Raw genomic sequence first — 26,989 nt, forward strand, 5'->3', positions numbered from 1 at the left:
CGTTTGCTATTAACAATTAAGAATCAGGCACAAATAGTGCCATCAATTCAGTATGAGCGGTTTGTGGAAACATATCCATCAGACTGATTTTTTCAATCCGATAATTCCCTTCGAGTAATTTTGCTGCGTCTCGGGCAAATGTAGCTGGATTACAAGATACATAAACAATGTGCGACAAAGAGCGTTTCGCTAACTGAGAGACCGCTTCCAAAGCGCCTTCGCGGGCAGGGTCAAGTAACACTTTTTGATAAGATACTGCCGGCTTAGTCTGAAAAAATGCGGTTTGGGCCAAATCGGCTTGTTCGAAACGGCAATTCTCAATGTGATTGGATAGTGCATTGTGCTTTGCACGTTGCACCATTTTGGCCACGCCTTCCACACCAATCACTTGCTTACACCGTTGGGCCATAGGCAAACTAAAATTGCCTATACCGCAAAATAGGTCTAGGACAGTATCGTCTTGGCTCAATTGCAGCCAATCAATGGCCTGAACGATCATTTGGCCATTTATCTGCTGGTTGACTTGAATGAAGTCATCCATCTGTGCTTCTAAAAGCACACCAACGACAGGGGAAAACTGCACGCCACTATGCTCCCCATTCAATGGCTGCTGATGTTGTTCACTACCTTCCAAAACAATCTGGATGTCTAATCTCTGGGCTAACTTAGTCAGTATAGTATGGTCGTTGGATGATAACGGCTTTACCTGTCGTAAGTTAACTTGAATTCCTCGATCACCTTTTAGCATGGCAATATGAGCAATCTTAGCTGGACTTTGCAAACTTTGTATCGCTGCTTTGATCGGCTCAATCAGCTTTTGCAAGTCTGCTACCAGCACTGGGCACTCTTGCAGTGAAAACACTTTGTTATCCGCTTTACCGCGGTAACCGATACGGATGTCTTGTGGATTTCGAGCGTCAATGGCCAGACGTGTTTTACGGCGATATTGCTGAACATCGCCCTGAATTTGATTCACCCAAGGCAGGTTTGTCATTTTATCTGCTATTGTTCGAGATGAATTTGCCGCAGACAGTGATTGCTTTCGCGACTTAACAAGTCCTCTTTTGGCCGGCTTATTTGATTTGTTCCCGGTACCGATTGGGGTGTGTAGAATTTGTTGCTCAATGGCTTGCTGCTTGAAGTTTAACATAGCATCGCTGGCACAAAACTGAGTTTGGCAGCCACCACACTGGGAAAAGTGCTGACAAAAAGGAACCTGGCGATAAGGACTAGCTTCAAGCACATTCAACACTTTCGCTCGCAGCATCCGCGCTTTATGCTCAGTGATAACAACTTCTACTGTTTCATTTGGCAAGACTCCATCAACAAACATAATAGGTTGATGATCTGCACTAATGCCTTGACCGTGTTGATCTAACTTTGCAATTTTTACAACTTTCTTGCTGCCTACGTTATTGGCACCAACAGCCTTGCCCTGAGGCTTGCGCTGGGGTTTAAATATATTCACCATAACTATTACTTTTGCTCCAGTAAAACCGTCGCGACCGCATAATGCTGTTCATCAGAAATCGACACGTGCACGCTGTTGATACCCCGTTGCTCGCAAAGCTCAGCAAAGTAGCCACTAAGCGATAGAACTGGCTGGCCTTTATCCAAGTTTTGAACTTCTATATGTTGCCAACTGATCCCGTGTCCAATTCCCGTTCCCAAGGCTTTCACGGCAGCTTCTTTGGCAGCAAATCGTTTGGCTAGATAACGGACTGGATAGGAGTGTTGCTCAAATATTTCCATCTCATACTCGGTCAAGATCCTTACAGCCAAGCGGTCTGATTTGGCCAATTGCTGCTCCAGTCGCGCGATCTCGACTATATCTGTGCCTAATCCAACAATGGCCAAACTAACCTCGCGCCTCGGTCATAAGTCGTTTCATATCTGCCACAGCGGTATGTAAACCATCAAAAGCCGCTCTGGCGATAATAGCGTGACCAATATTGAGCTCTACAAGGCCCTGAATTGCGGCTATAGGTTTAACGTTGTGATAATGCAATCCATGACCTGCATTGACTTTTAGCCCTTTGGAATGTGCATAGGCAATACCTTCACGCAACTTCTCTAATTCTGCATGCTGTTGTTGTTCTGTGCGTGCTTCAGCATATTGACCCGTATGTATTTCGATATAGGGCGCTCCAGCTTCTATTGCTGCATCAATCTGCTGCTGTTCGGCATCAATAAATAGTGAAACCAAGATATCGGCGGCGGCTAAACGAGCGCAAGCGGTGCGAATACGGTCAAGATTACCGACCACGTCCAACCCACCTTCGGTGGTAAGTTCTTCGCGCTTTTCGGGTACCAAGCAACAGAATTCAGGTTTGGTTTCAATGGCGATCATCAACATCTCTTCGGTGACCGCCATTTCCAGATTCAAGCGAGTATTGATGGTTTCTCTGAGTAAGCGCACATCCCGATCTTTAATATGTCTGCGGTCTTCGCGCAAATGGACTGTTATTCCATCTGCACCGGCTCTTTCTGCGATATCAGCAGCATGAACGGGATCTGGATATTGGGTTCCTCTAGCGTTACGTAAAGTGGCAATATGGTCGATATTGACACCTAGAAATAATTCACTCACCTTGTTTCTCCAATTTTTGAAAAAGCTCTCTGCTTTTTAATGGCTTGTCCCCTAAAATCGGTCTAAAAGCCATTCTTGTGATTCGTTTAGCTGCCGCTAGGCTTTGGCTATTCCAGTTAAAATTATTGATATCTTGGAGGGTTGTTCCTAAAAAGCAATTGCCATGACCTTCTGCATAAGGCAATCCTTGGAAACCGTATTCATTGACGAAAGCATAATAAGCATCGGGGACCAATGCTTGGTTGGTTTGCCAATCGGCTAGCCAATCAAAACCATAGCCCAGATGGTGCAATGCGCTGATTTCAAACTCTCGTAAGACCGCTTCAATATTTTCTAATTTTGAAAGTCTAAGCAAACTTGCCAGATAAAGATCATAAATTTCTGGATAGGTCACTTCTTTGGGTAACATGCGATTAAGTAATTCATTTAAGTATAGTGCCGAGAAAAGTGCAGGGCCATCTAAATTGAATGCTCTACCGTCACTATCTAACTGAGTTAGGTTCTTAAGCTCGTGGCGACCGGATAAACCCAACAATAGTGGCTGGAATGGTTGCAGTAAACTCTTTTTTTCGCCACTTTTAGCGCTCTTTGCGCCACGCACACCACGGCAAACAGCCGACACGCGACCGCTCTCTTTGGTTAAGAAGTCAACAATCAAGCTGGTCTCGCGATAAGGTCTATGGTGTAACACTACACCACTGTATAGAAGCTGCATGGATACCTTTATGGATTAAATACAAATCGCTAAGCAACCTTAATTCGGACTACTTTCATTGCTTCGAATTCCATACCTGCAACCGTCTCAGTAATCGGATAATAGGTCAAATTGACCACACTGCCATTTAAGTTTTTATACACTTTTTTACGACGGAATTTAAACGGCACCTCGTATCCTTCAATCAGGATAGTGTTCATCATCCATCCTTCATCTTGTCGCTGAACATGGGAGACCACTTTCATTGACTCTGAATGAATAAGATTATCGTGCTTTTCCAGCAGCTTTGATATATTGGATTTAGCCATTTTTACCTTTACCTTAATGCTCTTTTGCATGATAACATTTAGCCAGACAAAATTGGCAATTTACCCATAAAGTTATCATAACGATGGAAAATAAGAGGGTTTTAATGTTTAGCTGGATAGGGAAAACGAGTATTGTTTTGTTACTCATCATAGGAATTAATGGTTGCGACAACCAACCGATAAAAACCGATTCTATGTTGTTCCGCGAAACCGCGATAAAAGAAGCACAAATCCCCATAGCTAAAGCCAACCGCATTCTAACCCCGAGTATTCGAGCTAATATAGCTGAAAACTTGGACTCTCTGATTATAGCAAAACATGCAATGTCTGAGGCAAAACGCATTTATCAGAAAAATAATATCACTAACCATCAAGATGATAAATTACAGCAACTAGAGGACTATTATCAAAGCCTTTCGCCGCAATTGGTCAGTATAGGTCAAAGCCTGCTTCTTAGTGTGTTGAAGCGTACCATTGAATTACGCAAGCAGATCGAAGAAGCCAAGAATCAGCCTTACAGTGCTAGAGGGAGCGATAGCGGTCAGCTGGTCGACTTTTTAGGTCAACAATATAATCTCGACGTAAAGCAATGTTGCTTGAGTAAGTTAGGACAAATTGACCAATTATTGCAAAGCGAAGCAAAAAAATATCGCGAATTGCTGATATTAATTCGTTCCATTAACACTGAACTGGGTAAAGTAATAAAGACCGAGAGTTTCGCCATCAAAATGAGAAAACGCATCTTAAAGGCTACGGAAAACACCAACTAAGTACCGCCAAAAACGTTCTTAGCCGATTAAAAGCCGCCTATCGGAGTTATTTAGTTTGACTCTGTAACTTGTCGATAATGGCTTGGTTGGCAGCTGGAAAGTTTAAATCCACAAGTTTATCGATGGCAATCCATTGTGTAAGCTGCCCTTCTTTGCCATGTGCCCGTCCTTTAAATTGCTCAATCATATGAATATGTAAGCGCACATGTTTGTCACCATAATCGTGCTCAAGCAACATAAAGGGTGATTGCTTAGTTACTTCTATACCGACCTCTTCGTACAGCTCGCGACACATTGCGCTTTCCACGGACTCACCCGCCTCGACTTTTCCACCAGGAAATTCCCACAAGCCCCCCTGATGGACATCCTCTGCCCGCTTACTGACAAAAATCTTGTTATCTTGGCGGATCACCCCGACGGCAACATCAACTACTTTCATTTATCTATCCACATAAAAAAGGGACAGCGTTTATTATCACGATGTCCCTGATATATCAGCCGGTAAACTTAGTTAAGCTTGCCGTGACACTGTTTATATTTTTTGCCTGATCCGCAAGGACAGGGATCGTTACGGCCCACTTTGGGACCTTCCCTTACTGAGGTTGACGGCTGATCCTGCGCATCCTGGGTAGACTGTTCAGGCGACTCATGCTCATAGTTTTTTGGCATATCATCGGCTTGGCGACGTTGCTCTTCAACCGCTTCAACATCCGACTCTGCCTTTACTTTTACCTTGCTGAGAATATTGATTACTTCTACTTTTAAGCTTTCCAACATCTCAGAAAACAGCTGGAAAGACTCACGCTTATATTCTTGCTTGGGGTTTTTCTGAGCATAGCCACGTAAGTGAATACCTTGACGCAGATGATCCATCGCCGCTAGATGCTCTTTCCAAGCACTATCTAGGTTTTGTAGCATCACCGCTTTTTCAAACTGGCGCATAACATCCACACCGACGGTATCTTCTTTGAATTTGTAGGCCGCATTTACTTCTTCAAAAATACGCTGACGGACTTTTTCTTCATGCAGTTTATCATCTTCATCAAGCCACTTTTGAATCGGCATTTCTAGTAAGAAATCCCCTTGAATACGTTCTTCAAGACCCTTCACATCCCACATTTCTTCTAGCGACTGCGGAGGAATATATTCATTGACCAGATTAGTCACCACATCAACACGAATAGCCTGGATGGTTTCACTAATATCGCCTTCGTCCAACAACTCGTTGCGTTGCTCGTAAATAACTTTACGTTGATCGTTAGCCACATCGTCAAACTCAAGCAATTGCTTACGAATGTCGAAGTTACGCCCCTCAACTTTACGTTGGGCATTTTCAATCGCTCGGGTAACCCAAGGATGTTCTATGGCTTCACCACGTTCCATACCTAAGCGTTTCATCATTGCACCCATTTTCTCTGAGGCAAAAATCCGCATAAGGGCATCATCTAATGATAAGTAGAAACGCGAAGAACCTGGATCACCTTGACGACCAGAACGACCACGCAACTGATTATCAATACGACGGGATTCATGACGCTCAGTACCAATGATATGTAATCCACCGGCATCTAGGACTTTTTGATGATCCTCTTTCCATTGGGCCTTAATACGTTCAATTTTTTCCGGCTTAGGATCATTGATTTTATCAATTTCAGATTGCCAGTTACCGCCTAAAACTATATCTGTACCACGACCCGCCATGTTGGTCGCTATAGTAACTGCGCCAGAACGACCGGCTTGGGCCACAATATCTGCTTCTTGTTCATGGAATTTGGCGTTCAATACTTTGTGGGGTATTTTTGCCTTTTTCAAAATCCGTGATATCAATTCAGAGTTTTCAATCGAAACTGTACCCACCAATGTTGGCTGGCCGCGCTTCACACATTCTTTAATATCTTCAACTATGGCTTCGTATTTCTCTTCAGCAGTTAGATAAATCAAATCTGCCTTGTCTTTACGTATCATAGGTTGATTGGTCGGTATAACCACAGTTTCAAGACCATAAATATGATTGAACTCGAAGGCTTCGGTATCTGCCGTTCCTGTCATTCCCGACAATTTTTCATATAAACGGAAGTAATTCTGGAAGGTAATAGAAGCTAAGGTTTGGTTTTCATTTTGAATTTTAACACCTTCTTTAGCTTCAACTGCCTGATGCAGCCCTTCAGACCAACGACGGCCTTCCATAGTGCGGCCTGTATGCTCATCAACAATTACGATTTCATCGTCTTTGACAATATAGTCAACATCTCGGCTAAATAATTTGTGTGCGCGTAAGGCTGCATTCACATGATGAAGTAATGATATATTAGTCGCTGAAAATAAGGAGTCATCTTCGGCTAGAATACCTTGACGCTGCAAAATCTCTTCAACGTGTATCTGTCCACGTTCTGTTAGATGGATTTGCTTACCTTTTTCATCGATGGTGAAATCACCTTCACCTTCACGGCCTGCTTCATCACCTTCTTTATCTTCATCAGCTTGCTGAATAAGTTCGGGGATAATCAGGTTGATAGCACGATACAGCTCAGAGCTGTCTTCTGCTTGACCAGATATAATCAATGGAGTTCGGGCTTCATCGATTAAGATAGAGTCAACTTCATCGATTACCGCAAAATTTAGACTGCGTTGTACCCGGTCTTGCGGGCTAAAAGCCATATTGTCACGCAGGTAATCAAAGCCGAATTCGTTATTTGTACCGTAGGTCACATCAGCAGCGTAAGCGGCTTTTTTATCTACATGGGACATGCCAGGTACATTACAGCCGACTGTCAAACCCAAAAATTCGAATAAAGGTGTACTCCAGGCCGCATCTCGACTGGCTAAGTAGTCGTTCACAGTAATAACGTGAACCCCTTTGCCAGACAGCGCATTCAGATAGGTGGGTAATGTAGAGGTCAGGGTTTTACCTTCACCGGTACGCATCTCTGAAATCCTACCTTGATGCAGCACTTGGCCACCGAGCATTTGCACATCGAAGTGGCGCATTTGGAAAACGCGTTTACTCGCTTCCCTAACCACAGCAAAAGCTTCAATCAGCAAATCTTCAAGGGTTTCACCGTTTTCCAGACGTTGTTTAAACTCTGCGGTTTTGCCTTTAAGCTGATCATCATCTAATGCTTCGTACGGTGCTTCTAGCTCGTTAATTTGCACAACGTTTTTGTTGAGTTTCTTCAACAGGCGGTCATTACGACTACCAAAAATTTTTCTGACAATACTCGAAAACATGGATTTACAGCTTCCAATCTAACGTGTTAACACTACTTGCGTCATTGCAAAGCAGAGAGTTTAAATAACACAATCGGCTCCGTGTGGAGCCGATTGTCTGATATATGGGGTTAATACTATTTGCATAACCTAAGTCGAACACTAGTTATTGCGTTCGGTAGACAAAAGGTAATGGATCTTGCTGTTTTCCGTCGCGCAACACTTCATAATGCACGTGGACACCAGTTGATCTGCCAGAACTGCCCATAGAAGCAATTTGCTGTCCTTTTGTCACAACATCGCCCATCTTAACACTGACAGCTTTGTTGTGACCATAGCGAGTCACAATTCCGTCGCCATGATCGATTTCAACCAATTGGCCGTAGCCATATCGTTCACCTGACCAGGTCACTAAACCTGCACCAGTAGCGATGACTGATTCACCTTCTTTGCCCGCAAAGTCGATACCTTTGTGCATCGCCGGCAAACCATTAAAGGGGTCTTTACGCACACCATAGTATGAGGACAACCATCCTGATTCAATCGGTTTCCCCGCTAAATCAGCCTCTTCACGGATATGGTGATTCATCATGATAGATTCAAGGGCACTTAATTGCTGAGTCTTGCTATCTAGTTCCTGCAACATAGTATCGATGCGGCCTAGCAACTCATTGTTGCCTTCAAAATTTATGCTTATTTCTGTTAGCGGTCCGCCGATAGGAGGTAATTCGTTGAAGCTAAACTCATCTGAGTTCAAGCCTGCCTGTTGCACAAGTCGGGAACCTAGCGCATTAACACGCTGCATTTGACTTTGTACTTCAGCCAATTTCAATACCACCCCGGTCAATTGCTCTTGGGTGGCGGATTTTAAGGCCGCGACTTCTTGCTTCTGCTGGGTCAAGCCGGTGTGAGCAAAGTCGATACGGGCAAGGGTTTCATCCGGTGCATTTATTGAGCGACTCGATAACATCAATAATCCACCGACCAATACTAAGGCAACCACTAAAGGTCGTTTTCCTATTTGATAGGAAAATTCACCTGACTTGCCCTTGTAATGTAGTGTTAAGCTCATTGTTTTATTGTCTCATTACTTTATCAATCCGCAAGCATTCTATGTTTCTTTAACCTAACTTGATAGCTGTTTATGGTATCAGAACACAACCTACGTGATTAAATTTTATACAATCTTATCGGCTAACAACAGGGTTTCTTCTCCCCCAATTAACCACTTTTTATTATGGCTGTAACAATACCTTGTAAAACATAAGGTTATCAAGGTAATTGAACGCATAAACAAAAAATGCCGCTAGATGCGGCATTTTTTTTCTAATTATCTTAATTCGCTAATAACGCTGGCGCAAAGTGAATTGGCACATCCTCGTTGGATTCGTAACTAACAAATTCCCAACAAGATGCATCGGCAAGCATCGCATTGAGTAATTTATTATTCAAACCGTGACCAGATTTATAGGCTTTTAGTTCACCCACAATACTATGACCACCTAAGTATAAATCTCCAACAGCATCTAGGATCTTGTGCTTCAAGAATTCGTCATCGTAACGAAGCCCTTCAGGGTTCAATACTCTGTACTCATCTAACGCGACTGCATTTTCCATGCTACCGCCTAAGGCAAGATTGTTGGCGTTCATATATTCTAGGTCACGCATAAAACCAAAGGTACGTGCTCGGCTAACTTCATCAACATAGGAAGAGGCATCAAAATCCATTACAAGGTGCTGACGAGTCTGACTGATAACCGGGTGTGCAAAATCAATTCTGAAATCGACTCGGAAACCATCATAGGGGCGAAACTCCGCCCACTTATCGCCATCTTCAACCCGAATTGGTTTGATGATTCGAATGAATTTTTTAGCTGCATTTAACTCTTCGATTCCAGCAGATTGTAGCAAGAAAATGAACGGACTCGCGCTGCCGTCCATTATCGGTAGTTCATTACTGTTCACTTCAACAATAATATTATCTATGCCCAATCCAGCTAATGCCGAAGATAAATGCTCAACTGTAAAGATCGACACACCGTCTTTATTGCTCAAACAAGTACAAAGCACAGTGTCTCCAACCGCGTTTGCTTTTGCTGGGATATCTACATGAGGCTCAAGGTCTATACGGCGAAATACAATACCTGTATTCGCCGGCGCAGGCCGGAGAGTCATGGTGACCTTTTCACCTTTGTGCAGACCAATCCCAGTTTCTTGCACAGCATGTTTTATTGTGCGTTGCTTAATCATCTAACAGTTTGCCTATCCTAAATTAACAAGCGAAAAAACGGCGCATAGTATACTGACCAACTGGTCCAATGTCAAAAAACTGCAACATAGAACCAAATCAATCCGTATTTCAGCTGACACAAAAGCCCAACAATGAACATATTCGTTCAGGGTTTAAGGGGCCATATCACTGCGCAAGCGACTTTTCCTGCCTGATATTCATCGAAGTATTACAGTATTTGCATAAGACCTGTTTTCGACGAATAAATTCACTTTGTTTATATTTTAATCTGCTTGTTTACGCAAAAACGCTGGAATATCGAGATATTCCAAATCAGATTTGGCTTCAGCTTTTTCTTCTGTCGCCATTATTTTATTCATATCAGTGGCGGCGTTGCCAACACGATCACTGCCTTCCGACTGCAGTTTAAACTGCTTGGCCTCAGCGCTAACACGAGAACCCTGGCTGCTGACTAAGGAGATATCAGGTTTACGTTCCGCACCAATTCCTGTGGCAACAACAGTCACTCTTAGTTCATCAGTCATTTCCATATCAATTACCGTACCCACAACGACGGTTGCATTTTCAGATGCAAAGGCCTTCACTGCATTACCTACGGTCTCAAACTCATCGATGGAGAAATCAGGACCCGCTGTGATATTAACCAAAATACCCCGCGCGCCGGTTAAGTCGATATCTTCTAATAAAGGACTCGCAATTGCTGCTTCTGAGGCTTCTTCTGCACGATCTTCCCCCGTTGCAGAGCCGCTGCCCATCATCGCCGTGCCCATTTCAGACATGACAGTTTTTACATCCGCAAAATCCACATTGATCAAGCCAGGACGGGTAATCAATTCAGCGATACCTTGGACCGCTCCGCGCAATACATCGTTCGCTGCACTAAAGGCTTGCAACAAAGGCGTACCACGGCCCATTACTTTTAGTAATTTTTCATTCGGGATGGTGATCAATGAATCTACATATTTGGTAAGCTCTTCAATACCTTGTTCAGCAAATTCGATTCGTTTACGGCCTTCAAAAGGAAAGGGCTTAGTCACAACCGCAACCGTAAGAATGCCTAATTCTTTGGCTATCTTAGCTACTTCAGGTGCAGCCCCAGTTCCTGTACCGCCGCCCATTCCTGCGGTGATAAATACCATGTCGGCACCCTCAAGACTTTGACGAATTGTCTCTCGGTCTTCTTCAGCTGCCTGACGACCGATATTTGGATTCGCCCCCGCACCTAGACCTTTGGTTACACCAGAACCAATTTGTAGGGTTACATTGGCCGATGAGCTTCGCAATACTTGAGCGTCGGTGTTTACCGCAATAAACTCCACCCCCTCAATACTGTGAGCTACCATGTGCTCAATCGCATTTCCACCGCCGCCGCCGACGCCGATTACTTTTATGACAGCTTCTTCGCTGTGACTATCCATTAATTCAAACATTTTATTTCTCCGATTTTTGCGCGATAGAATGTAAGTTTCACAACTCAACATTCACTTTATTAAAGATTCTGAGACTGATCCATTCTCAGAACTCCCCTTTAAACCAACTCTGAACACGGTGCCAAAGCCCTTCAGCAGCGCTTGTTTTTTGCGTCGCTTTTGACTGCATTGACTCTTTGCCGTATTGCAACAAACCTATTACGGTTGCAAATGTGGCATCTTCTACGTATTCAGATAGACCTTTGACGCCAATAGGCACGCCTACGCGCACCGGCATCTGAAATAGTTCCTCGGCAAATTCAACCGCCCCTTCCATTTTTGCAGAGCCGCCGGTCAATACAATTCCGGCAGCGATTTGCTCTTCCAATCCACTGGATTTGATCTCTTCGTGGACCAATTCAAATAATTCCTGATAACGAGGCTCAATCACCTCAGCCAATGTGTGACGAGACATGGCTCGTGCGGGTCTACCGCCTACACTTGGCACTTCTATATTTTCTTCCATGCTCACCATGTCTCGCAGAGCACAGGCATAATTTATTTTTATATCTTCAGCATGGCTAATTGGTGTTCTAAATATTTTTGCAATGTCACTGGTAATCTGATTACCCGCAACTGGGATCACTGCGGTGTGACGTATCGCTCCGTCGGTGTAAATCACCATATCGATAGTGCCACCACCGATATCGACCACACACACCCCTAATTCTTTTTCGTCTTCGGTTAACACCGCATAACTTGATGCCAGTGCAGAGAAGATAATTTGGTCTGCATTAAGTTCACAACGTTCAACACATTTAACTAAATTTTTAGCCATGTCATCAGCACAAGTAATGATATGTGCTTTGGCTTCCATTCTTACTCCGGACATACCAATGGGATTTTTAATTCCCTCTTGTACGTCTATGGTAAATTCCTGTGGCAATACATGCAGCAAACGACGTTCTAGGGCAATAGGCACTGACCTAGCCGCGTGCACTACATTGTCGACGTCATCTGCTGTCACTTCTTGATTGTTGATGGGTACCATACCGCTCTCGTTCTGACATTTAACATGCCGACCCGAGATAGACATAAATACCGATGAAACTCGGCAATCTGCCATCAGTTCCATTTCATCTACAGCACGTTGAACAGACTGAACTAATAAATTCAGATCATTCACCCCACCCTTATCCATTCCTTTAGATGAAGATGTGCCCACGCCTACGATACTGATATCACCACTATCTAAGACTTCACCCACCACAGCTTTGACCTTACTGGTCCCCATGTCTAAGCCAACGATTAGATTTCTTTCTGCCACCTTAGACATACCTATTTTACTCACTTTCACTAGCTCTCTTGTTTCTTCGAATTTGCGTCTTTCCACCCCACGGCCAACCCCGTGTCGTAACGCAAATCTACATAATCGACCTGTCTGTCTTGCTGTTTGAGCAGCGGATATACATCTACAAAGCGCTGCAACCGGTCGACAAACTCCGAACGACCTAAATTGAGTTTCACGCCATTATTCAAACGCAAATTCCAAGCGAAACGCTCACTCAGATATAATTCTACTATGCGCAAATTAGCGCCATTGAGCAGAGTTTGCATCGCTCTATACCCTCGCAGTGCAGTCTGTTCGCTACCACCTGGTCCGAATAAATTTGGCAAAGATTCATCATCTAACTGCGCTAAAAATGTCTCGCCATACTGATTCAACAATGAATCGTTGTTCCACCGTGCACTGGCAATCTCTTCGATCACATGTATGTTCAAACTATTCGGCCAGCGTTTGCGTACCGACGCTTGGTGTACCCAAGGTAGTGCCTCAATCTCCTGATGGACTTGATTGACATCTAATTCAAAAAAGCTCTCAGGATGTTGTTGACGAATTCGCTGTTCAATCACGTACTCACCAATATGCACCCTATTCCCCGTAACAATCACTCTTTGTAGCGGTGATTTTTGCGCATCTTCCAACCAGTGATTCAACCACCAGCCTGCATAGACTAAGGATAAAATCACTACTGACAAAAACACTATTCCCGATATCTGATAGCGAGAACTCATGCTTGTTTTGTCAGCTAAACTCTCCATTATGCAACTTTAGCCGTGCATAATATCGCTAAGGCTAGTTGTGAAAAACTCAAACCAGCTTGCTTAGCTGCCATCGGCACCAAGCTTTTTTCGGTCATACCAGGCACCGTATTAGCCTCCAGTAAGTAAAAACTTCCTGACCTATCTTGCATAAAATCGACTCTTCCCCAACCACTGCCAGACACTGCATGAAAGGCTTCACAAGCCATTTTACCTAGCATACTTTCGTCCTCGGCGGATAAACCACTGGGACAGAAATACTCCGTGGAGTCGGAGTGATACTTCGCTTGATAATCATAAAATGTACGAGGAGTGGACATGCGAATAGATGGCAATGCTTCGCCATTCAGAATAGTCACAGTAAATTCTGGACCATGAATGAACTGCTCTAACAAGACAGTATCATCATACTTGAACGCGTCTTGTATGGCCGTTTCTAATTGTGTGGCGCTTGTTACCTTGGCTATACCAATGCTGGAACCTTCCTGCGCTGGCTTAACCATAACAATATCTCCTAAGCTTGCCATTATAACCTTGCATGATCCCGCATCAAAGCTTCTTTTTTCTGCAATGTGGTATTTAGCGGTGGGCAGGCCTAGGGTTTGCCAAATCTGTTTAGTTCTGACTTTATCCATTGCTAAAGCAGAACCTAATACACCACTACCCGTGTAGGGTAGTTTTAACAATTGCAACGCCCCTTGCATGCTGCCGTCTTCACCGCCGCGACCGTGTAACATGATCACCACAGTTTGAAATTTTTCTGTGATTAAGTCAGTGATTGCTTTTTCGGCCGGGTCGAAGGCGTGGGCATCAACACCTGCTTCACACAAGGCGTTCAGCACGGCATGTCCAGAACGAAGGGAAACTTCCCGTTCCGCAGAAGCGCCACCGAGCATAACAGCCACCTTGCCAAATTGTTTTACATCGACCTGGGTTGCGGCGCTCATACAGGCCTCCTTTCGCTCAAAATGTTTTTGTCTAACTTAATACTTTGTAAATAACTTGCTATCTGACCGATATTTCCCGCGCCTTGGGTCATCAATATATCTTGATCTTTGAGCCCTTCCGCTAACAAACTCGGCAGCTCATCTTTATTGGCCACGTAAATAGGTTCAATTTGTCCCCGTTGACGAATTGAACGACACAGGGCTTTGCTATCAGCTCCTTCAATTGGAGACTCACCTGCCGAATAGACTTCCAACAGCAATAACACATCGACTTGAGATAGCACCCGTACGAAATCTTCATATAAATCTCGGGTACGAGTAAATCTGTGAGGTTGATAGGCCATCACTATACGTCTATCTGGCCAATTGTTGCGTGCAACGGCTATGGTCGCCTCTACTTCAGTGGGATGGTGACCATAGTCATCTACCAGCGTTACCAATCCATCACCGGTTTCAAAGCTGCCTAATTGTTCAAAGCGACGACCAATACCCTCAAACGCAGCAAGCGCAGCGACGATAGCTTTATCTGCCACGCCTTCGTCAGTGGCAACAGCAATGGCAGCTAAAGCATTTAGTACATTGTGTTTACCGGCAATGTTGAGCTCGATAGTTAGATCGGTGTGTCCCTTTCGAATCACGGTAAATTTGCTTTGATTGAACGCATACTCAATATTTTGCGCGCTAAAATCAGCTTCTTTGCCCAGCCCGTATGTCAGTATTTTACGGCCGATACGTGGCACTAGCGATTGGATAACTGGATCATCAATGCATACCACGGCCAAACCGTAGAAAGGTAAGTTATGCAAAAAGTCTACGTAGGTGTCTTGCATACGCTGGAAGTCACCATCATAGGTATCCATATGATCAGGTTCGATATTGGTCACAATCGAGACCATAGGTTGCAAATGCACAAATGAAGCATCACTTTCGTCTGCTTCAGCGATAAGATAACGACTGCTACCTAATTTTGCGTTGGTACCCGCGCTATTTAAGAGCCCGCCAATCACAAAAGTTGGATCTAATTCGTCTTGGGCGAAAATGGTCGCCAACAAACTAGTTGTTGTGGTTTTCCCATGGGTACCCGCAACTGCAATGCCATGACGAAAGCGCATTAATTCAGCTAGCATTTCGGCCCGACGGATCACTGGAATGCGCTCACGTTTGGCGGCGATGATCTCTGGATTATTGTGATCAATCGCACTGGATACCACGACTACATTGGCATCTTGCACATTGCTGTGGCGATGACCAATAAACACTTGTGCACCTTTGCCCGTTAACCGAGCTGTCATCGCATTATTCTGTTGATCAGAGCCTGTTATCCGATACCCTTCATTGAGCAACACTTCGGCAATGCCACCCATACCTGCACCACCAATACCAATAAAATGGATTTGCTTGATACGACGCATCTCTGGTACATGATAATGAATTTTATCAGGCTTAATCATGCCACTTGCGCTCCCAATTCAATGCAAATTTCAGCAACGGTTTTTGTCGCGTCAGGTTTTGCCAATTTACGGGCCGCGATACCAGTAGCAATGCGAACATCAGGATTGGATAGTAGTTCTCTCATTAATTCCTCTAATTTGCCACTTTCGAGTTGTGATTGTGGCAGCAAAAATCCAGCTTTATTATCTGACAAAGCTTTAGCATTCATAGTTTGATGGTCATCAACCGCATAGGGCAGAGGTACAAATATGGCTGTCACTCCGGACATTGCCACCTCAGCTACCGTTAATGCGCCGGCACGGCAGATGACGATATCTGCCCAATTATAGGCCACTGCCATATCGTCTATAAATTCACTAACTTGCCAATTAAATTTTTGACCTATGTGGTGTTGATAGTCTTGTTTAACAGTTTCAACATGACCTTTACCAGTTTGATGTTGCACACTGATCTTAGTAAATTCAGCTAGCGCCCTAGGCACCTGCTGATTCAGAGCTTGCGCCCCTAATGAGCCGCCCACAACTAGGACATTAATCTGTTCTTTATAACCGGCTTTGGCAGCAACCTTTGCGAAATCCTCACGGACAGGGTTCCCCACCCAATAGAATTTGCCAGTTGTAGGTTGTTGCGCAAACGCATTGTCAAAGCCAGTTAAAACTTTACTCGCAATTTTTGATAATACTTTGTTGGTTAAGCCCGGTATCGCATTTTGTTCATGCACCACTAAAGGAATTCCGCCCATCCAAGCTGCAATACCGCCAGGGCCACTGGCAAAACCGCCCATGCCTAGCACCACATCAGGTTTAACCTGACGGATCACTTTTCTAGCTTGAACGATTGCACGCAAAAGTTGAAACGGCGCTTTAAGCAGACGCAACAAACCATTGCCCCTGACACCCACAACATCGATGAAACTAATGGAATATCCTGCTTTAGGTACTATATCGGCTTCCATGCGCATGGCCGTGCCCAACCAGTGAATAGACCAGCCTCGTGCCGCTAACTCTTTAGCGACCGCAATACCTGGAAACACGTGACCTCCGGTCCCTCCTGCCATGACTAACAATGTCTTATTCATTGCCCACCTCGACATCGCCTTGGGCTACATCAGTGAGCAATTTTTTAACTTTAGATTTGCCTTTAGTGGATTTAGATTTATTGCCTTTGCTCATCGCTTGTACACCATCCACACGTATTTCAAAGTCAATACGAATAAGAATAGACACCGCGACTGTCATAATAATTAAACTAGAACCACCATAACTGACTAACGGTAAAGTCAGCCCCTTGGTGGGCAAGATACCCGCGCTGGCGCCCACGTTTACAGCCGTCTGAAAGCTAAACCATATACCTATTGCATAGGCGAGATACCCGTCAAAGGGGCGGTCATTAGATAGGGCCAAGTTACCCAACTTCAAGGCTTTGTAAACTAGTGTAAACAATAAAGCCAACACCAGCGCAATACCCATAAAGCCAAACTCTTCAGCTAATATGGCAACAATAAAATCTGTGTGAGCTTCTGGCAGATATTCCAATTTCTGCAAGCTATTACCTAGGCCTTGACCTAACCAGTCTCCCCGTCCAAAAGCCATTAACGATTGAGTCAGCTGATAGCCTTTTCCGAATGGGTCTTGCCAGGGATCGAGGAAAACTTTCATCCTGTCCATACGGTAACCTTCGACCAGTATAAGAGCCGTAATCGCGCATAGGCCAGTGATCACCAACCCAAAGAACTGCCACAGTTTAGCGCCTGCTAAAAATAACAAACCTATAGTAGTGGCGAACATGACTATCACTGTGCCCAAATCCGGTTGCAACAGTAACAACACCGCAAGCACAAAAAATACCACCAAGGGTTTGAGGAACCCCTTAAGGTTTTCAGTTACTTCTTCATAGCGACGCACCATGTAGCCCGCTAAGTAACAGAAGAAGAACAACTTAGCCACTTCAGCGACCTGTATGGTGATTGGCCCGACTACTAACCAACGAGTACTACCGTTAACCGTCCGGCCGATGAATAAAACTGATACCAGTAACAGCACACTAAATAACAATAACCAAGGGTTGCTGATCCGCCACCATTGCATAGGAATTTGTAGCACGACAATTGCGGCCACTATGGATAACCCGAGATAGATGCAATGACGGATAGCGAAATGAAAGGGTTCATCAAATAAGCGGGCGGCTACCGGCATTGATGCCGAGGTGACAATCACTAAACCGATAGCCATCAAAGCGATGCTGAGCAAAATGAAATACACGTCAAATGGCAACTTCGTTACGCTGACACCATCATGGCGCTGCGCGAAAAGGCGGCGCAAGCCGGTGTATTGTGAGTAACTTTCCTGTTGAGTCATGCTAGCGCTCATGAGGCCCCCCCTTTTGCAGGGCTAACACCGATTGCTTGAACACCTCACCACGATGTTGATAGTTATCAAACATATCTAAACTTGCACAGGCTGGAGAAAGTAAAACTACATCATCTTTTTCCACTAACTTGGCTGCGAATGCCACCGCCTCTTCTAGGCTAGCGACTTCCACACTGCCCGGCTTTAATCCTGCAATGGTACGACCATCCTTGCCTAGAGTAATAACTAAATCCACGTCATTCAGCAAGGTGCCTTGCAGCTCAGTGAAATCGGCGTTTTTACCATCACCTCCGGCGATAAGAATAAGTTTCCCCGCCGAGCGATTTGCCAAGCTTTGGATTGCTGCAATAGTAGCCCCAACATTGGTGGCTTTGGAATCATTGATCCAGCGAACATGATTGAATTGACTAACTAATTCGAACCTGTGGGATAACCCACGGAATTGTCCTAGGGCAAGGTTAATAGCTTGCACCTTTATACCTAATGGCAACACACAAGCGATAGCGGCTTGTATGTTTAGCATGTTATGACTGCCGCTGAGGGTGGATTTTACAGGCACAATCAAGGGTAAGCCATTACGTAAAATAGCGTTATTTTGAGCATCCCAACTTAAACCCTCATCACTTTGCGTTAAGCCAAAGCTAAGCTGGGGCTGATAATCTTGTGGCCAAGTCTGGCTGTCGTCCCGATTGGCAATTTTATATTTTGCTTGGTGATAAATACGTTGTTTGGCATCGGAATAGTTAGCCAAGGTAAGGTGTCGATCTAGATGATCTTCGGTAACATTTAGAATAGTGGCAGATACTGGTGCTAAAGAACTCAGTGTCTCCAATTGAAAACTGGACAATTCTAGTACCAAATATTCAGCATCCGCGTGTAAAAGCTCTAAGACTGGGGTGCCAATATTACCGCCCATCAATGCTTTTATACCGGCACAATTTAATATTTCAGCGACTAAGCTGGTTACCGTTGATTTGCCATTTGAGCCGGTAATAGCAATGACTGGGATAGTATTGAATCTGGCAAATAATTCAACATCACCAATAACCTCTATGCCAGCAGAAATTGCTCCTTGCACTGCGCCAATTCGCGGGTCTATGCCTGGGCTGAGCACAACCATATCTGCTGAACATAATACCCCTTGATCGAACTCACCGGTCAATAGGGTCACATCCTCAGGCATAGCTTTATTTGGATTGGTGTCCATGGCAGTAACTTTCGCTCCCTGGGATTGCAAAAAACGCACACATGATTGTCCGGTTAGCCCTAGGCCAACTACCACAACATGCTTATTTTGCAAATCAGGCTTGTGCACTTAGTTACTACCTCAATTTCAACGTAGCCAGTCCAATCAACACGAGGATCAAAGAAATGATCCAAAACCGAACGATAACCCTAGGCTCTGGCCATCCTTTCAGTTCATAGTGATGATGGATAGGGGCCATACGAAAAATACGTTTACCGCGCAATTTGAACGAACCCACTTGTAATATCACCGACAAGGTCTCGATCACGAAAACGCCACCCATTATGATTAACACAATCTCTTGACGGACTAAAACCGCCATAATCCCTAAGGTGCCACCTAGTGCCAAAGAACCCACATCTCCCATGAACACTTGAGCTGGATAGGTGTTAAACCATAAAAATCCCAACCCTGCCCCCACAATCGCGGTACAGACAATCACCAACTCGCTGGTAAGTGGGATATATGGAATATTTAGATACGCTGAAAAGTTAATGTTGCCCGTCGCGTATGCAAAGATTGCCAGTGCCCCTGCGACTAAGATTGTCGGCACGATAGCCAGGCCATCCAAGCCATCGGTTAAGTTAACCGCGTTGCTGGTGCCGACCACAGTAAAGTACACTACCACCATAAAGAACATGCCCAACTGCGGCATCACTTCTTTAAAAAACGGTACCAATAATGCGGTCTCGGCAGGGTCCTGACGATAGGTATATAAGTAGATCGCAACACCGATGGCAATCAGTGACTGCCAGAAATATTTCCACTTAGCGATTAATCCCTTGGGATCTTTACGAATGACTTTCCGGTAATCATCAATGAAGCCGATCAGTCCGTAGCCCACCACGACAGACAAGACCACCCATACATAACGATTACTCAAATCTGCCCATAACAAAGCACTGGTCAAAATCGCCGCAAGAATAAGTAAACCGCCCATGGTCGGCGTGCCAGATTTAGACAAATGACTTTGCGGTCCGTCATCACGTACCGTTTGGCCAATCTGCATTCTTTGCAGTGCGCGGATCATGGCAGGACCGATTAAAACAGCCATCAGCAAAGCCGTTAGGGTACTTAAAATGGCTCGCAGAGTCAGGTACGAAAAGACATTGAAACCTGAGTCATACTGCTGCAGCCATTCTGCCAACCAAATCAGCATGCGATTCGCTCCCTAACTCTTTCAAACTTTCCCACTGGCGATTCCTCCAATGCTTTAACCACTTCTTCCATGCGAGCACTGCGAGAGCCCTTGACCAAAATAGTTATGTCTCGCTGCTCTTTAGCTAATAATTCGTTGACGTAATCGACCAATTTGCTTTTGTCGCTGAAATGTTTGCCGCCGAATCCATCACTAGCGGATTGACTTAACACGCCAACGGTTAACAGCGAGTCGATCATTTTGTGTTTTGCGTGCAAACCCACCTGTTCGTGATAGTAACGGGCTTTTTCGCCCAATTCGCCCATGTCACCGAGGATCAAAATCCGATGTCCACTGAAGCTACTCAATAGATCAATGGCGGCGTTGACTGACGATACGTTGGCGTTGTAGGTGTCATCTAAAATTTTAACTTGATTGGTCAGTTGTTTAACTTGTAGGCGCCCAGCAACTTGTTGCATGTTTTGCAGCCCGAACTTAACATCATCCAGACCCGCGCCAACACTCATCGCCAGTGCTGCAGCAACTAAGGCGTTACTGACATTGTGTTCACCTGGCAATGCTAGATTTAAATGAATATTGCCCTGCGGGGTATTGAGTAAAAACTGCGCACAACCGTCCAATCCAAGCGTAATATCTTCAGCATAAAAATCGCTATTTTCAGACATGGAGAAACTCAGCGTGGGCTGGTGTTTCAGTTTGCCCGACCAAAATTGATGGAACTGGCTATCAAGATTTAAAATTGCGATACCCTTTTCATTCAACCCTTTGAAGATTTCACTTTTCGCTCTAGCCACCCCTAATAAACTGCCAAACCCTTCTAGATGTGCCGCTGCAGCATTAACAATAGTGGCAACATCCGGCTTGACTAAGTTTGTGGTGTAGGCAATTTCGCCCAAATGGTTGGCGCCCATTTCTATCACCGCGAAGTCATGTTTAGGCTCTAGGCGTAACAAGGTAAGAGGCACACCAATGTCATTATTGAAATTACCTTTGGTGGACAATACGTTGCCGATACGGGATAGAATAGCCGTGACCATTTCTCTGACTGTCGTTTTGCCACTGCTGCCAGTAATCCCAACCGTTTTCGGAGCAACCTTTGCTTTTACTGCAGCCGACAACGCACCTAACGCTAATTTTGTATCCTCTACCAGAATATAAGGTAAATCTGATTCGATAGGCTGGGATACGATACTCGCCAAGGCACCTTGTTTAATTGCTGCTGCAACAAATTTATGGCCATCGAAATTAGGCCCAACAAGGGCAATAAATAAATCTCCAGGAGCAATCGTTCTGGTATCTGTGCTGACGCCCGTGATAGAGCGATTTTCACCTATTAATCTTCCATCGACTTGCTCAGCTACCCACTCAAGTGTCACCGTAATCATTGCTGTTTCCCCAAAGAAAGCGTCTCTACATATGCGCGTTCATCATAAAGCAGGTTTTGCTCGCCGATGATTTGTATGCGTTCGTGGCCTTTACCGGCGACGACAATTAAGTCACCGGGTTGGCTATCTTTTAATGCCATTTGAATTGCCGTTTTACGGTCAGCTTCAAGTTGGACTTTTTGTTTATTCTTGATACCCGCGAGAATATCCGCGGCGATTGAGCTTGGTGCTTCCGAGCGGCTATTGTCGGTAGTGATGATTACCCTGTCGCTGAAGGCTTCAGCGATTTGGCCCATCAATGGACGCTTTCCTTTGTCTCTATCACCGCCACAACCAAATACGCACACGAGCTTACCACTACAGTGCATTCTGGCTGACTTTAAGGCTTGTTCTAGCGCATCAGGAGTGTGCGCGAAATCTACGATAATGTTTCCGCCGGTAAGACAGTGAAACAATTCCATTCTCCCGGCTACCGGCTTTAACTGCAGACAATGCTGTGCCAGCAAATCCAGCGGCGAACCTAAAATCAGTTGACAGGCTATACCGGCCAACAAGTTTGACACATTGAAGTTGCCCATCAGTTGACACTCAATCACAGCTTGCCCCCAGCTAGAATCAAGTTCAAAGCGCAAGCCGGTGTGGCTAAATTGGACCTGTGACGCTAGGCAATACTGAACGTTCTGCGGCAGCGCAGCTTTACTAAGCTGTTGGGAAAACACCGTCACAGTTTGACTTTCGCTGACCCTCTCCAACCAATTAAAGGCCTCGGGATCATCCATGTTCAACACTACATTGCGTAAACCAGGTTGACCGAGCAACAGACGCTTAGCCTGTGCATATTCTTGCATGGTGCCATGATAGTCGAGGTGATCTCTGGTCAAATTGGTGAACACAGCGATATCGGTTTTGAGCCCTTGAATGCGGCCCTGAACTAGCGCATGCGACGAGGCCTCTATGGCGACTTGGGTGGCCTGTGAAGCTTTAAATTTTGCCATAAGGCGCTGCACTTGACAGGCATCAGGCGTAGTATTTAGGGTTTTTTCTAAGTCGCTAATATCGGCGCTATACATCCCCGCACCCAAAGTTCCAATCGAAGCGGAACCTTGACCACACAATGCACGCAATTGACTGACCAATTGCACCGTAGAGGTTTTACCATTTGTACCTGTGACTGCAATGATATCTAGCTGATCTGCTGGAAAACCATAAAAGCGTGCCGCCAATGCAGATACTTTATTATTTAACTCAAAAAACGATAGCAAAATGCTTTGTTCACGCATTTCTACTTTGCCATGTTCAGTGGCTATTTCAGTATTTTGAATAATCATCCGCGCCCCCAAACTAATGGCTTGCGGGATAAAGTCACGGCCGTCTAAGCTATGTCCTTTAACCGCAACAAAGACACTATGAATGCCAACTTCGCGGCTATCTAAAACCAGATTATCCACCACCACCTGCGGTGCGTCTATTTGGAAGTCAGCTAACACTTGTTTAATGTTGTATGGCGTCACCGCTAAGGTATTCATGGCGCCTCCCGTTTTGCAATGGAAGACACATCTTTAGCGTCAGGCGTCACATTCAACAACTGCAGCGAGCTTGACATAATCGAGCTGAACACAGGCGCCGCTGTGTCGCCGCCATAGTACAAGTCCCCTTTTGGCTCATTGATTAATACCACTACTGCAATTTGAGGATCGGAAACCGGGGCGACGCCGGCAAATATATTCACATATTGTTCACCATACCCCCCCTTAACGGCTTTACGACTAGTGCCCGTTTTACCGGCCACACGATAGCCTGGCACCCGCGCTTTGCGACCGGAGCCGCCTTCTTCAACCACACTTTCCATCATGCTAAGGAGCTTATCGGCATTCCCTTGACTAATAACCCGCTCAGTGATTTTCTGCTCGTCTGATTTTATAATGCTGAAGGGTTGCTTTAAGCCGCCATTCCCTAGAATCGCGTACATTCTGGCTAATTGCATGGTGGTGACGGTTAAACCATAACCAAAAGATAAAGTTGATAGTTCAAAATCAGACCAACGCCGCTGCTCGTTAAATAGTCCTTCACGCTCGCCAATCAAATTGGTGCCGGTGTCGCTCATCAGGCCCATGTTGTAGTAGGTATCGAGTAAAAATTCTTTCGGCACCGACAAAGCCAACTTGGATGTGCCGATATTGCTCGACTTTTGAATAATGCCGTTAAGGTCCAATTTTCCGTAATTTCGCGAATCACGCACTATGCTGCCGCCGAGACGTTTCCAGCCAGGTGAGGTGTCGATTACCGTATCCATATTCGCCGAGCCAAATTCAAGCGCACTGATGACAGCCAAAGGTTTCACCGATGAGCCTGGCTCAAAGGTATCGGTTATGGCTCTATTACGAATACGATGTTCCGATACACCTTGTCGATTATTTGGGTTATATGATGGGCTATTGACCATCGCCAATACTTCCCCGGTATTAACATCAACTACCACCGCTGAGCCAGAGGTTGCCCGATAATAATGTACCGCCGACTTTAGCTCGCGATAAGCAATTGACTGAATTCTTTGATCGATGGTTAACTGGATATCTTGCGCAGTTTTACCTTTTTTCTCGAGCAGCACTTCTACTTGACGGCCTTTGCCATCGCGACGAATGGTGCGTGAGTCAGGGGTCCCAGATAGCCACTCGTCATACAACTTTTCAATGCCTTCAATGCCTTTATCATCAACGTCTGTAAATCCTATTACATGAGCGGTGACTTCTCCGGCAGGATAAAAACGGCGTGACTCATCGACCAAATGAACCCCTGGTATATCTAAATTTTCAACAAAGGTTGCCATGGCTGGGGAAACTTGGCGCTGTAAGTAAACAAACTTTTTATCTTGGCTAGATGCCTTTTTGATAAGCTCGTCTACATTCTGACCCAATACCTGTGCTAGCGCTTCCCATCGACGGGTATCTTGCAATGCAGCTTTGGCAGGATCATTGACCGTGGGCGGATGTGCCCATACTGCCTTAGCCGGTACACTTACAGCCAGTTGCTCACCATGCCTGTCAGTCACTAGACCGCGATAGACTGCGGTATTACGCACACGAAGAGTGCGATTATCACCACGCTCAATCAAAATATCAGGGTTTATCACTTGGATGTAAGCAGCACGTGCAGTCAGTACCGCAAAGACTAAAAAAATCACGCCCACCACAACCATAAAGCGCCACTGCATTAGGCTTGGCGCGATATTCTTTTTGGCTTGTTTGGTTTTAGCATTCATTTGAGTCTCACCACTTTTTCTTCTTCAGGTGATGGGCGACGCATATTCAATTGATTTTTCATTGCCACTTCAATGCGGTTATGATCAGTTAAAGCACCTTGCTCAAGGATCAAATGACGCCACTCGATATCCAACTGATCCTGCTGTTGCATCATCTGCTCCATAGCAATCGCCATCTGTCGATTGTGGTGAGCACTGAGGATCACGGCAAAGGCACTAATCATAACCATTAAAAACAACAAAACCCGTATCGGATGACGGGCTAATTCTGAGAGGATAATGGTGACCAGATTGAAGTTGGTCCTGGTTTCCGTCATAGCTTCTCAGCGACCCTTAAGACCGAACTTCGCGCTCGCGGGTTTCGCCCTATCTCGGCTTGGCTAGGCTTGATGGCCTTGCCAATTAATTTCATGGCACGGGTAGCGTCTATTTCTGCTTGGGTGATGGCCATCCGAGCAGGCACTTGCATACCGCGACTTTGTTCACGCATAAAGCGTTTAACTAAGCGATCCTCTAATGAGTGAAAACTGATTACCGCCAGGCGTCCGCCTGAGCCTAAACAGGCTAGTGCACCTTTCAATCCAGAGCGCACTTCGTCCAATTCACTATTTATATAAATGCGAATAGCTTGAAACGTGCGGGTTGCTGGGTGCTTATATTTATCTTTAACTGGCACCGCTAAGTCGACCAATTTAGCTAATTCCAGTGTGGTCGTAATTGGCGATTCATCACGGGTAGTGACTATCGCATGTGCAATGCGTTTACCAAATTTTTCCTCGCCAAATTCTTTGATCACCTGAGTGATATCGTCGGCATCGGCATACTTTAGCCATTCGGCAGCACTGACACCTTTAGAGGTATCCATGCGCATGTCTAGCGGGCCTTCACGCATAAAACTAAAGCCACGCTGTGCGTCATCCAATTGCGGAGACGACACCCCGAAATCCATCAGTATGCCATCTACTTTGCCTAATACTTGATGCTTTTCGGCAACCTGTTGAATGTCAGAAAAGGTGACATGCTCAATGCAAAATCGAGGGTCTTTAGCGAATCGCTTAGCTGATTCAATTGCCTGAGGATCTCTGTCAAGGGCGATTAGTCGACCCTGTTGCGAAAGCAGTTGCAGAATTTGTTCTGAGTGACCTCCACGACCAAAAGTGGCATCAATATAGACACCGTCAGGACGAATCGCTAGGCCATCAATTGACTCGCTCAGTAGAACTGATTTATGCAACGCTTGGGATTGCGCCAGATCAGAAGTAGTCATTATAGTGAGAAATCCTGCAAACGTTCGGTTAATTCAAATTGACCCGCTTTTTCGGTTTCAATATCTTGATGTACTTGATCCTGCCAGACTTTGGCATCCCAGATTTCAAACTTGTTTAATTGACCTACCAACATAATTTCTTTTTCTAACTGAGCATGTTGGCGCAACGGTGCGGATAACAGTAAACGACCATTTTTGTCCATTTCACCTTCCGTTGCATAGCCCAACAACAACCTTTGCAGGCGACGTTCATGGGGTATCATGCTAGAAAGTTTACTGAGTTTTAATTCTATTTCTTCCCATTCAGGAAGTGGGTAAAGTAGCAAGCAGCTTTGTTGTGTATCGATCGTGCAAACTAGTTGTCCCTGACAATCATCCAGCAACAACTGCCGATACCGTGTAGGTATCGTCACCCTGCCTTTTACATCTAGATTGATTGCGTTAGCGCCGCGGAACATATCCCCTAGCCTTTGTTATTTGTTTGCTTTTATTGTTTTTTGTTTAGCACCAGTTTGCGACACAAAAAGATCATAATGATCCACTTTTTGCCAC

The 26,989-nt window shown here is 45.0% G+C and carries 25 protein-coding genes; 1 reads left to right on the forward strand and 24 read right to left on the reverse strand.

All coding sequences use genetic code 11. The features are described from left to right. Window positions 1-16 precede the first annotated feature (16 nt). The 5 genes from rlmD to QR722_RS15435 are packed head-to-tail and all read right to left on the reverse strand — an operon-like array spanning window position 17 to window position 3,613. Complete coding sequence (gene rlmD / locus QR722_RS15415) at window positions 17-1,471, reverse strand: 23S rRNA (uracil(1939)-C(5))-methyltransferase RlmD (RefSeq protein WP_286283819.1); 1,455 nt, start codon at window positions 1,469-1,471, stop codon at window positions 17-19. Between the two features lie 5 nt (window positions 1,472-1,476). After that, window positions 1,477-1,857: a holo-ACP synthase gene (gene acpS, locus QR722_RS15420; protein ID WP_286283820.1), complete on the reverse strand. Its 381-nt coding sequence runs from the start codon at window positions 1,855-1,857 to the stop codon at window positions 1,477-1,479. A gap of 1 nt (window position 1,858) precedes the next feature. Beyond that, window positions 1,859-2,590: a pyridoxine 5'-phosphate synthase gene (gene pdxJ, locus QR722_RS15425; RefSeq protein ID WP_286283821.1), complete on the reverse strand. Its 732-nt coding sequence runs from the start codon at window positions 2,588-2,590 to the stop codon at window positions 1,859-1,861. Continuing rightward, complete coding sequence (gene recO, locus QR722_RS15430) at window positions 2,583-3,305, reverse strand: DNA repair protein RecO (protein ID WP_286283822.1); 723 nt, start codon at window positions 3,303-3,305, stop codon at window positions 2,583-2,585. Before recO ends, pdxJ begins: the two co-directional genes overlap by 8 nt. Before the next feature lie 29 nt (window positions 3,306-3,334). Next, a complete protein-coding gene (locus tag QR722_RS15435) occupies window positions 3,335-3,613 on the reverse strand; it encodes a hypothetical protein (protein WP_286283823.1) in 279 nt (92 codons plus the stop codon). 104 nt (window positions 3,614-3,717) lie between these two features. On the opposite strand from QR722_RS15435, the gene QR722_RS15440 reads away from it, so the two are divergent. Beyond that, on the forward strand, window positions 3,718-4,383 hold the full coding sequence (locus QR722_RS15440) for a hypothetical protein (RefSeq protein ID WP_286283824.1): 666 nt from the start codon (window positions 3,718-3,720) through the stop codon (window positions 4,381-4,383). Between the two features lie 46 nt (window positions 4,384-4,429). On the opposite strand, the gene mutT is transcribed toward QR722_RS15440, so the two are convergent. From mutT to mraZ, 19 genes are all read right to left on the reverse strand, one after another. Continuing rightward, the gene (mutT, locus tag QR722_RS15445; protein WP_286283827.1) at window positions 4,430-4,822 is read right to left on the reverse strand and encodes an 8-oxo-dGTP diphosphatase MutT; all 393 of its coding nucleotides are present in this window, start codon (window positions 4,820-4,822) and stop codon (window positions 4,430-4,432) included. A 68-nt stretch (window positions 4,823-4,890) separates the two neighbouring features. Next, on the reverse strand, window positions 4,891-7,611 hold the full coding sequence (gene secA / locus QR722_RS15450; RefSeq protein WP_286283828.1) for a preprotein translocase subunit SecA: 2,721 nt from the start codon (window positions 7,609-7,611) through the stop codon (window positions 4,891-4,893). 145 nt (window positions 7,612-7,756) lie between these two features. Further along, window positions 7,757-8,662: a M23 family metallopeptidase gene (locus QR722_RS15455; RefSeq protein ID WP_286283829.1), complete on the reverse strand. Its 906-nt coding sequence runs from the start codon at window positions 8,660-8,662 to the stop codon at window positions 7,757-7,759. A 263-nt stretch (window positions 8,663-8,925) separates the two neighbouring features. Then, window positions 8,926-9,840, reverse strand: a complete 915-nt coding sequence (gene lpxC / locus QR722_RS15460) for a UDP-3-O-acyl-N-acetylglucosamine deacetylase (RefSeq protein ID WP_286283830.1) — start codon at window positions 9,838-9,840, stop codon at window positions 8,926-8,928. A 264-nt stretch (window positions 9,841-10,104) separates the two neighbouring features. After that, the gene (gene ftsZ, locus QR722_RS15465; protein WP_286283831.1) at window positions 10,105-11,271 is read right to left on the reverse strand and encodes a cell division protein FtsZ; all 1,167 of its coding nucleotides are present in this window, start codon (window positions 11,269-11,271) and stop codon (window positions 10,105-10,107) included. 85 nt (window positions 11,272-11,356) lie between these two features. Further along, window positions 11,357-12,586 (reverse strand): cell division protein FtsA, encoded by a 1,230-nt coding sequence (gene ftsA / locus QR722_RS15470; protein ID WP_286287701.1) that lies wholly within the window; start codon window positions 12,584-12,586, stop codon window positions 11,357-11,359. Window positions 12,587-12,606: 20 nt separating this feature from the next. Continuing rightward, window positions 12,607-13,353, reverse strand: a complete 747-nt coding sequence (locus tag QR722_RS15475) for a cell division protein FtsQ/DivIB (RefSeq protein WP_286283832.1) — start codon at window positions 13,351-13,353, stop codon at window positions 12,607-12,609. Beyond that, window positions 13,353-14,300 carry a D-alanine--D-alanine ligase gene (locus QR722_RS15480; protein WP_286283833.1) on the reverse strand — a complete coding sequence of 316 codons (948 nt, stop codon included), beginning with the start codon at window positions 14,298-14,300 and terminating at the stop codon, window positions 13,353-13,355. The genes QR722_RS15475 and QR722_RS15480 overlap by 1 nt, the downstream gene beginning before the upstream one ends. After that, window positions 14,297-15,751, reverse strand: a complete 1,455-nt coding sequence (gene murC / locus QR722_RS15485; RefSeq protein WP_286283834.1) for a UDP-N-acetylmuramate--L-alanine ligase — start codon at window positions 15,749-15,751, stop codon at window positions 14,297-14,299. The genes QR722_RS15480 and murC overlap by 4 nt, the downstream gene beginning before the upstream one ends. Next, window positions 15,748-16,830 (reverse strand): undecaprenyldiphospho-muramoylpentapeptide beta-N-acetylglucosaminyltransferase, encoded by a 1,083-nt coding sequence (murG, locus tag QR722_RS15490; RefSeq protein WP_286283835.1) that lies wholly within the window; start codon window positions 16,828-16,830, stop codon window positions 15,748-15,750. Before murG ends, murC begins: the two co-directional genes overlap by 4 nt. Further along, window positions 16,823-18,121, reverse strand: a complete 1,299-nt coding sequence (gene ftsW / locus QR722_RS15495) for a cell division protein FtsW (protein ID WP_286283836.1) — start codon at window positions 18,119-18,121, stop codon at window positions 16,823-16,825. The genes murG and ftsW overlap by 8 nt, the downstream gene beginning before the upstream one ends. Beyond that, a complete protein-coding gene (gene murD / locus QR722_RS15500; RefSeq protein ID WP_286283837.1) occupies window positions 18,111-19,436 on the reverse strand; it encodes a UDP-N-acetylmuramoyl-L-alanine--D-glutamate ligase in 1,326 nt (441 codons plus the stop codon). The genes ftsW and murD overlap by 11 nt, the downstream gene beginning before the upstream one ends. Window positions 19,437-19,443: 7 nt before the next feature. Continuing rightward, window positions 19,444-20,526, reverse strand: coding sequence for a phospho-N-acetylmuramoyl-pentapeptide-transferase (mraY, locus tag QR722_RS15505; RefSeq protein WP_286283838.1), 1,083 nt, complete (start codon window positions 20,524-20,526; stop codon window positions 19,444-19,446). Beyond that, the gene (gene murF, locus QR722_RS15510) at window positions 20,520-21,911 is read right to left on the reverse strand and encodes a UDP-N-acetylmuramoyl-tripeptide--D-alanyl-D-alanine ligase (protein ID WP_286283839.1); all 1,392 of its coding nucleotides are present in this window, start codon (window positions 21,909-21,911) and stop codon (window positions 20,520-20,522) included. Before murF ends, mraY begins: the two co-directional genes overlap by 7 nt. Then, window positions 21,908-23,437 (reverse strand): UDP-N-acetylmuramoyl-L-alanyl-D-glutamate--2,6-diaminopimelate ligase, encoded by a 1,530-nt coding sequence (locus QR722_RS15515; RefSeq protein WP_286283840.1) that lies wholly within the window; start codon window positions 23,435-23,437, stop codon window positions 21,908-21,910. The genes murF and QR722_RS15515 overlap by 4 nt, the downstream gene beginning before the upstream one ends. After that, a complete protein-coding gene (locus QR722_RS15520; RefSeq protein WP_286283841.1) occupies window positions 23,434-25,170 on the reverse strand; it encodes a penicillin-binding transpeptidase domain-containing protein in 1,737 nt (578 codons plus the stop codon). Before QR722_RS15520 ends, QR722_RS15515 begins: the two co-directional genes overlap by 4 nt. Further along, entirely contained in the window at window positions 25,167-25,487 is a 321-nt protein-coding gene (ftsL, locus tag QR722_RS15525) for a cell division protein FtsL (RefSeq protein WP_286283842.1), read from the reverse strand. The genes QR722_RS15520 and ftsL overlap by 4 nt, the downstream gene beginning before the upstream one ends. Further along, on the reverse strand, window positions 25,484-26,437 hold the full coding sequence (gene rsmH / locus QR722_RS15530; protein WP_286283843.1) for a 16S rRNA (cytosine(1402)-N(4))-methyltransferase RsmH: 954 nt from the start codon (window positions 26,435-26,437) through the stop codon (window positions 25,484-25,486). The genes ftsL and rsmH overlap by 4 nt, the downstream gene beginning before the upstream one ends. Next, complete coding sequence (mraZ, locus tag QR722_RS15535) at window positions 26,437-26,895, reverse strand: division/cell wall cluster transcriptional repressor MraZ (protein WP_286283844.1); 459 nt, start codon at window positions 26,893-26,895, stop codon at window positions 26,437-26,439. The genes rsmH and mraZ overlap by 1 nt, the downstream gene beginning before the upstream one ends. Window positions 26,896-26,989: the final 94 nt, after the last annotated feature.

Origin of the sequence: Aliiglaciecola sp. LCG003 (assembly GCF_030316135.1) — a bacterium.
Taxonomy (GTDB): domain Bacteria; phylum Pseudomonadota; class Gammaproteobacteria; order Enterobacterales; family Alteromonadaceae; genus Aliiglaciecola.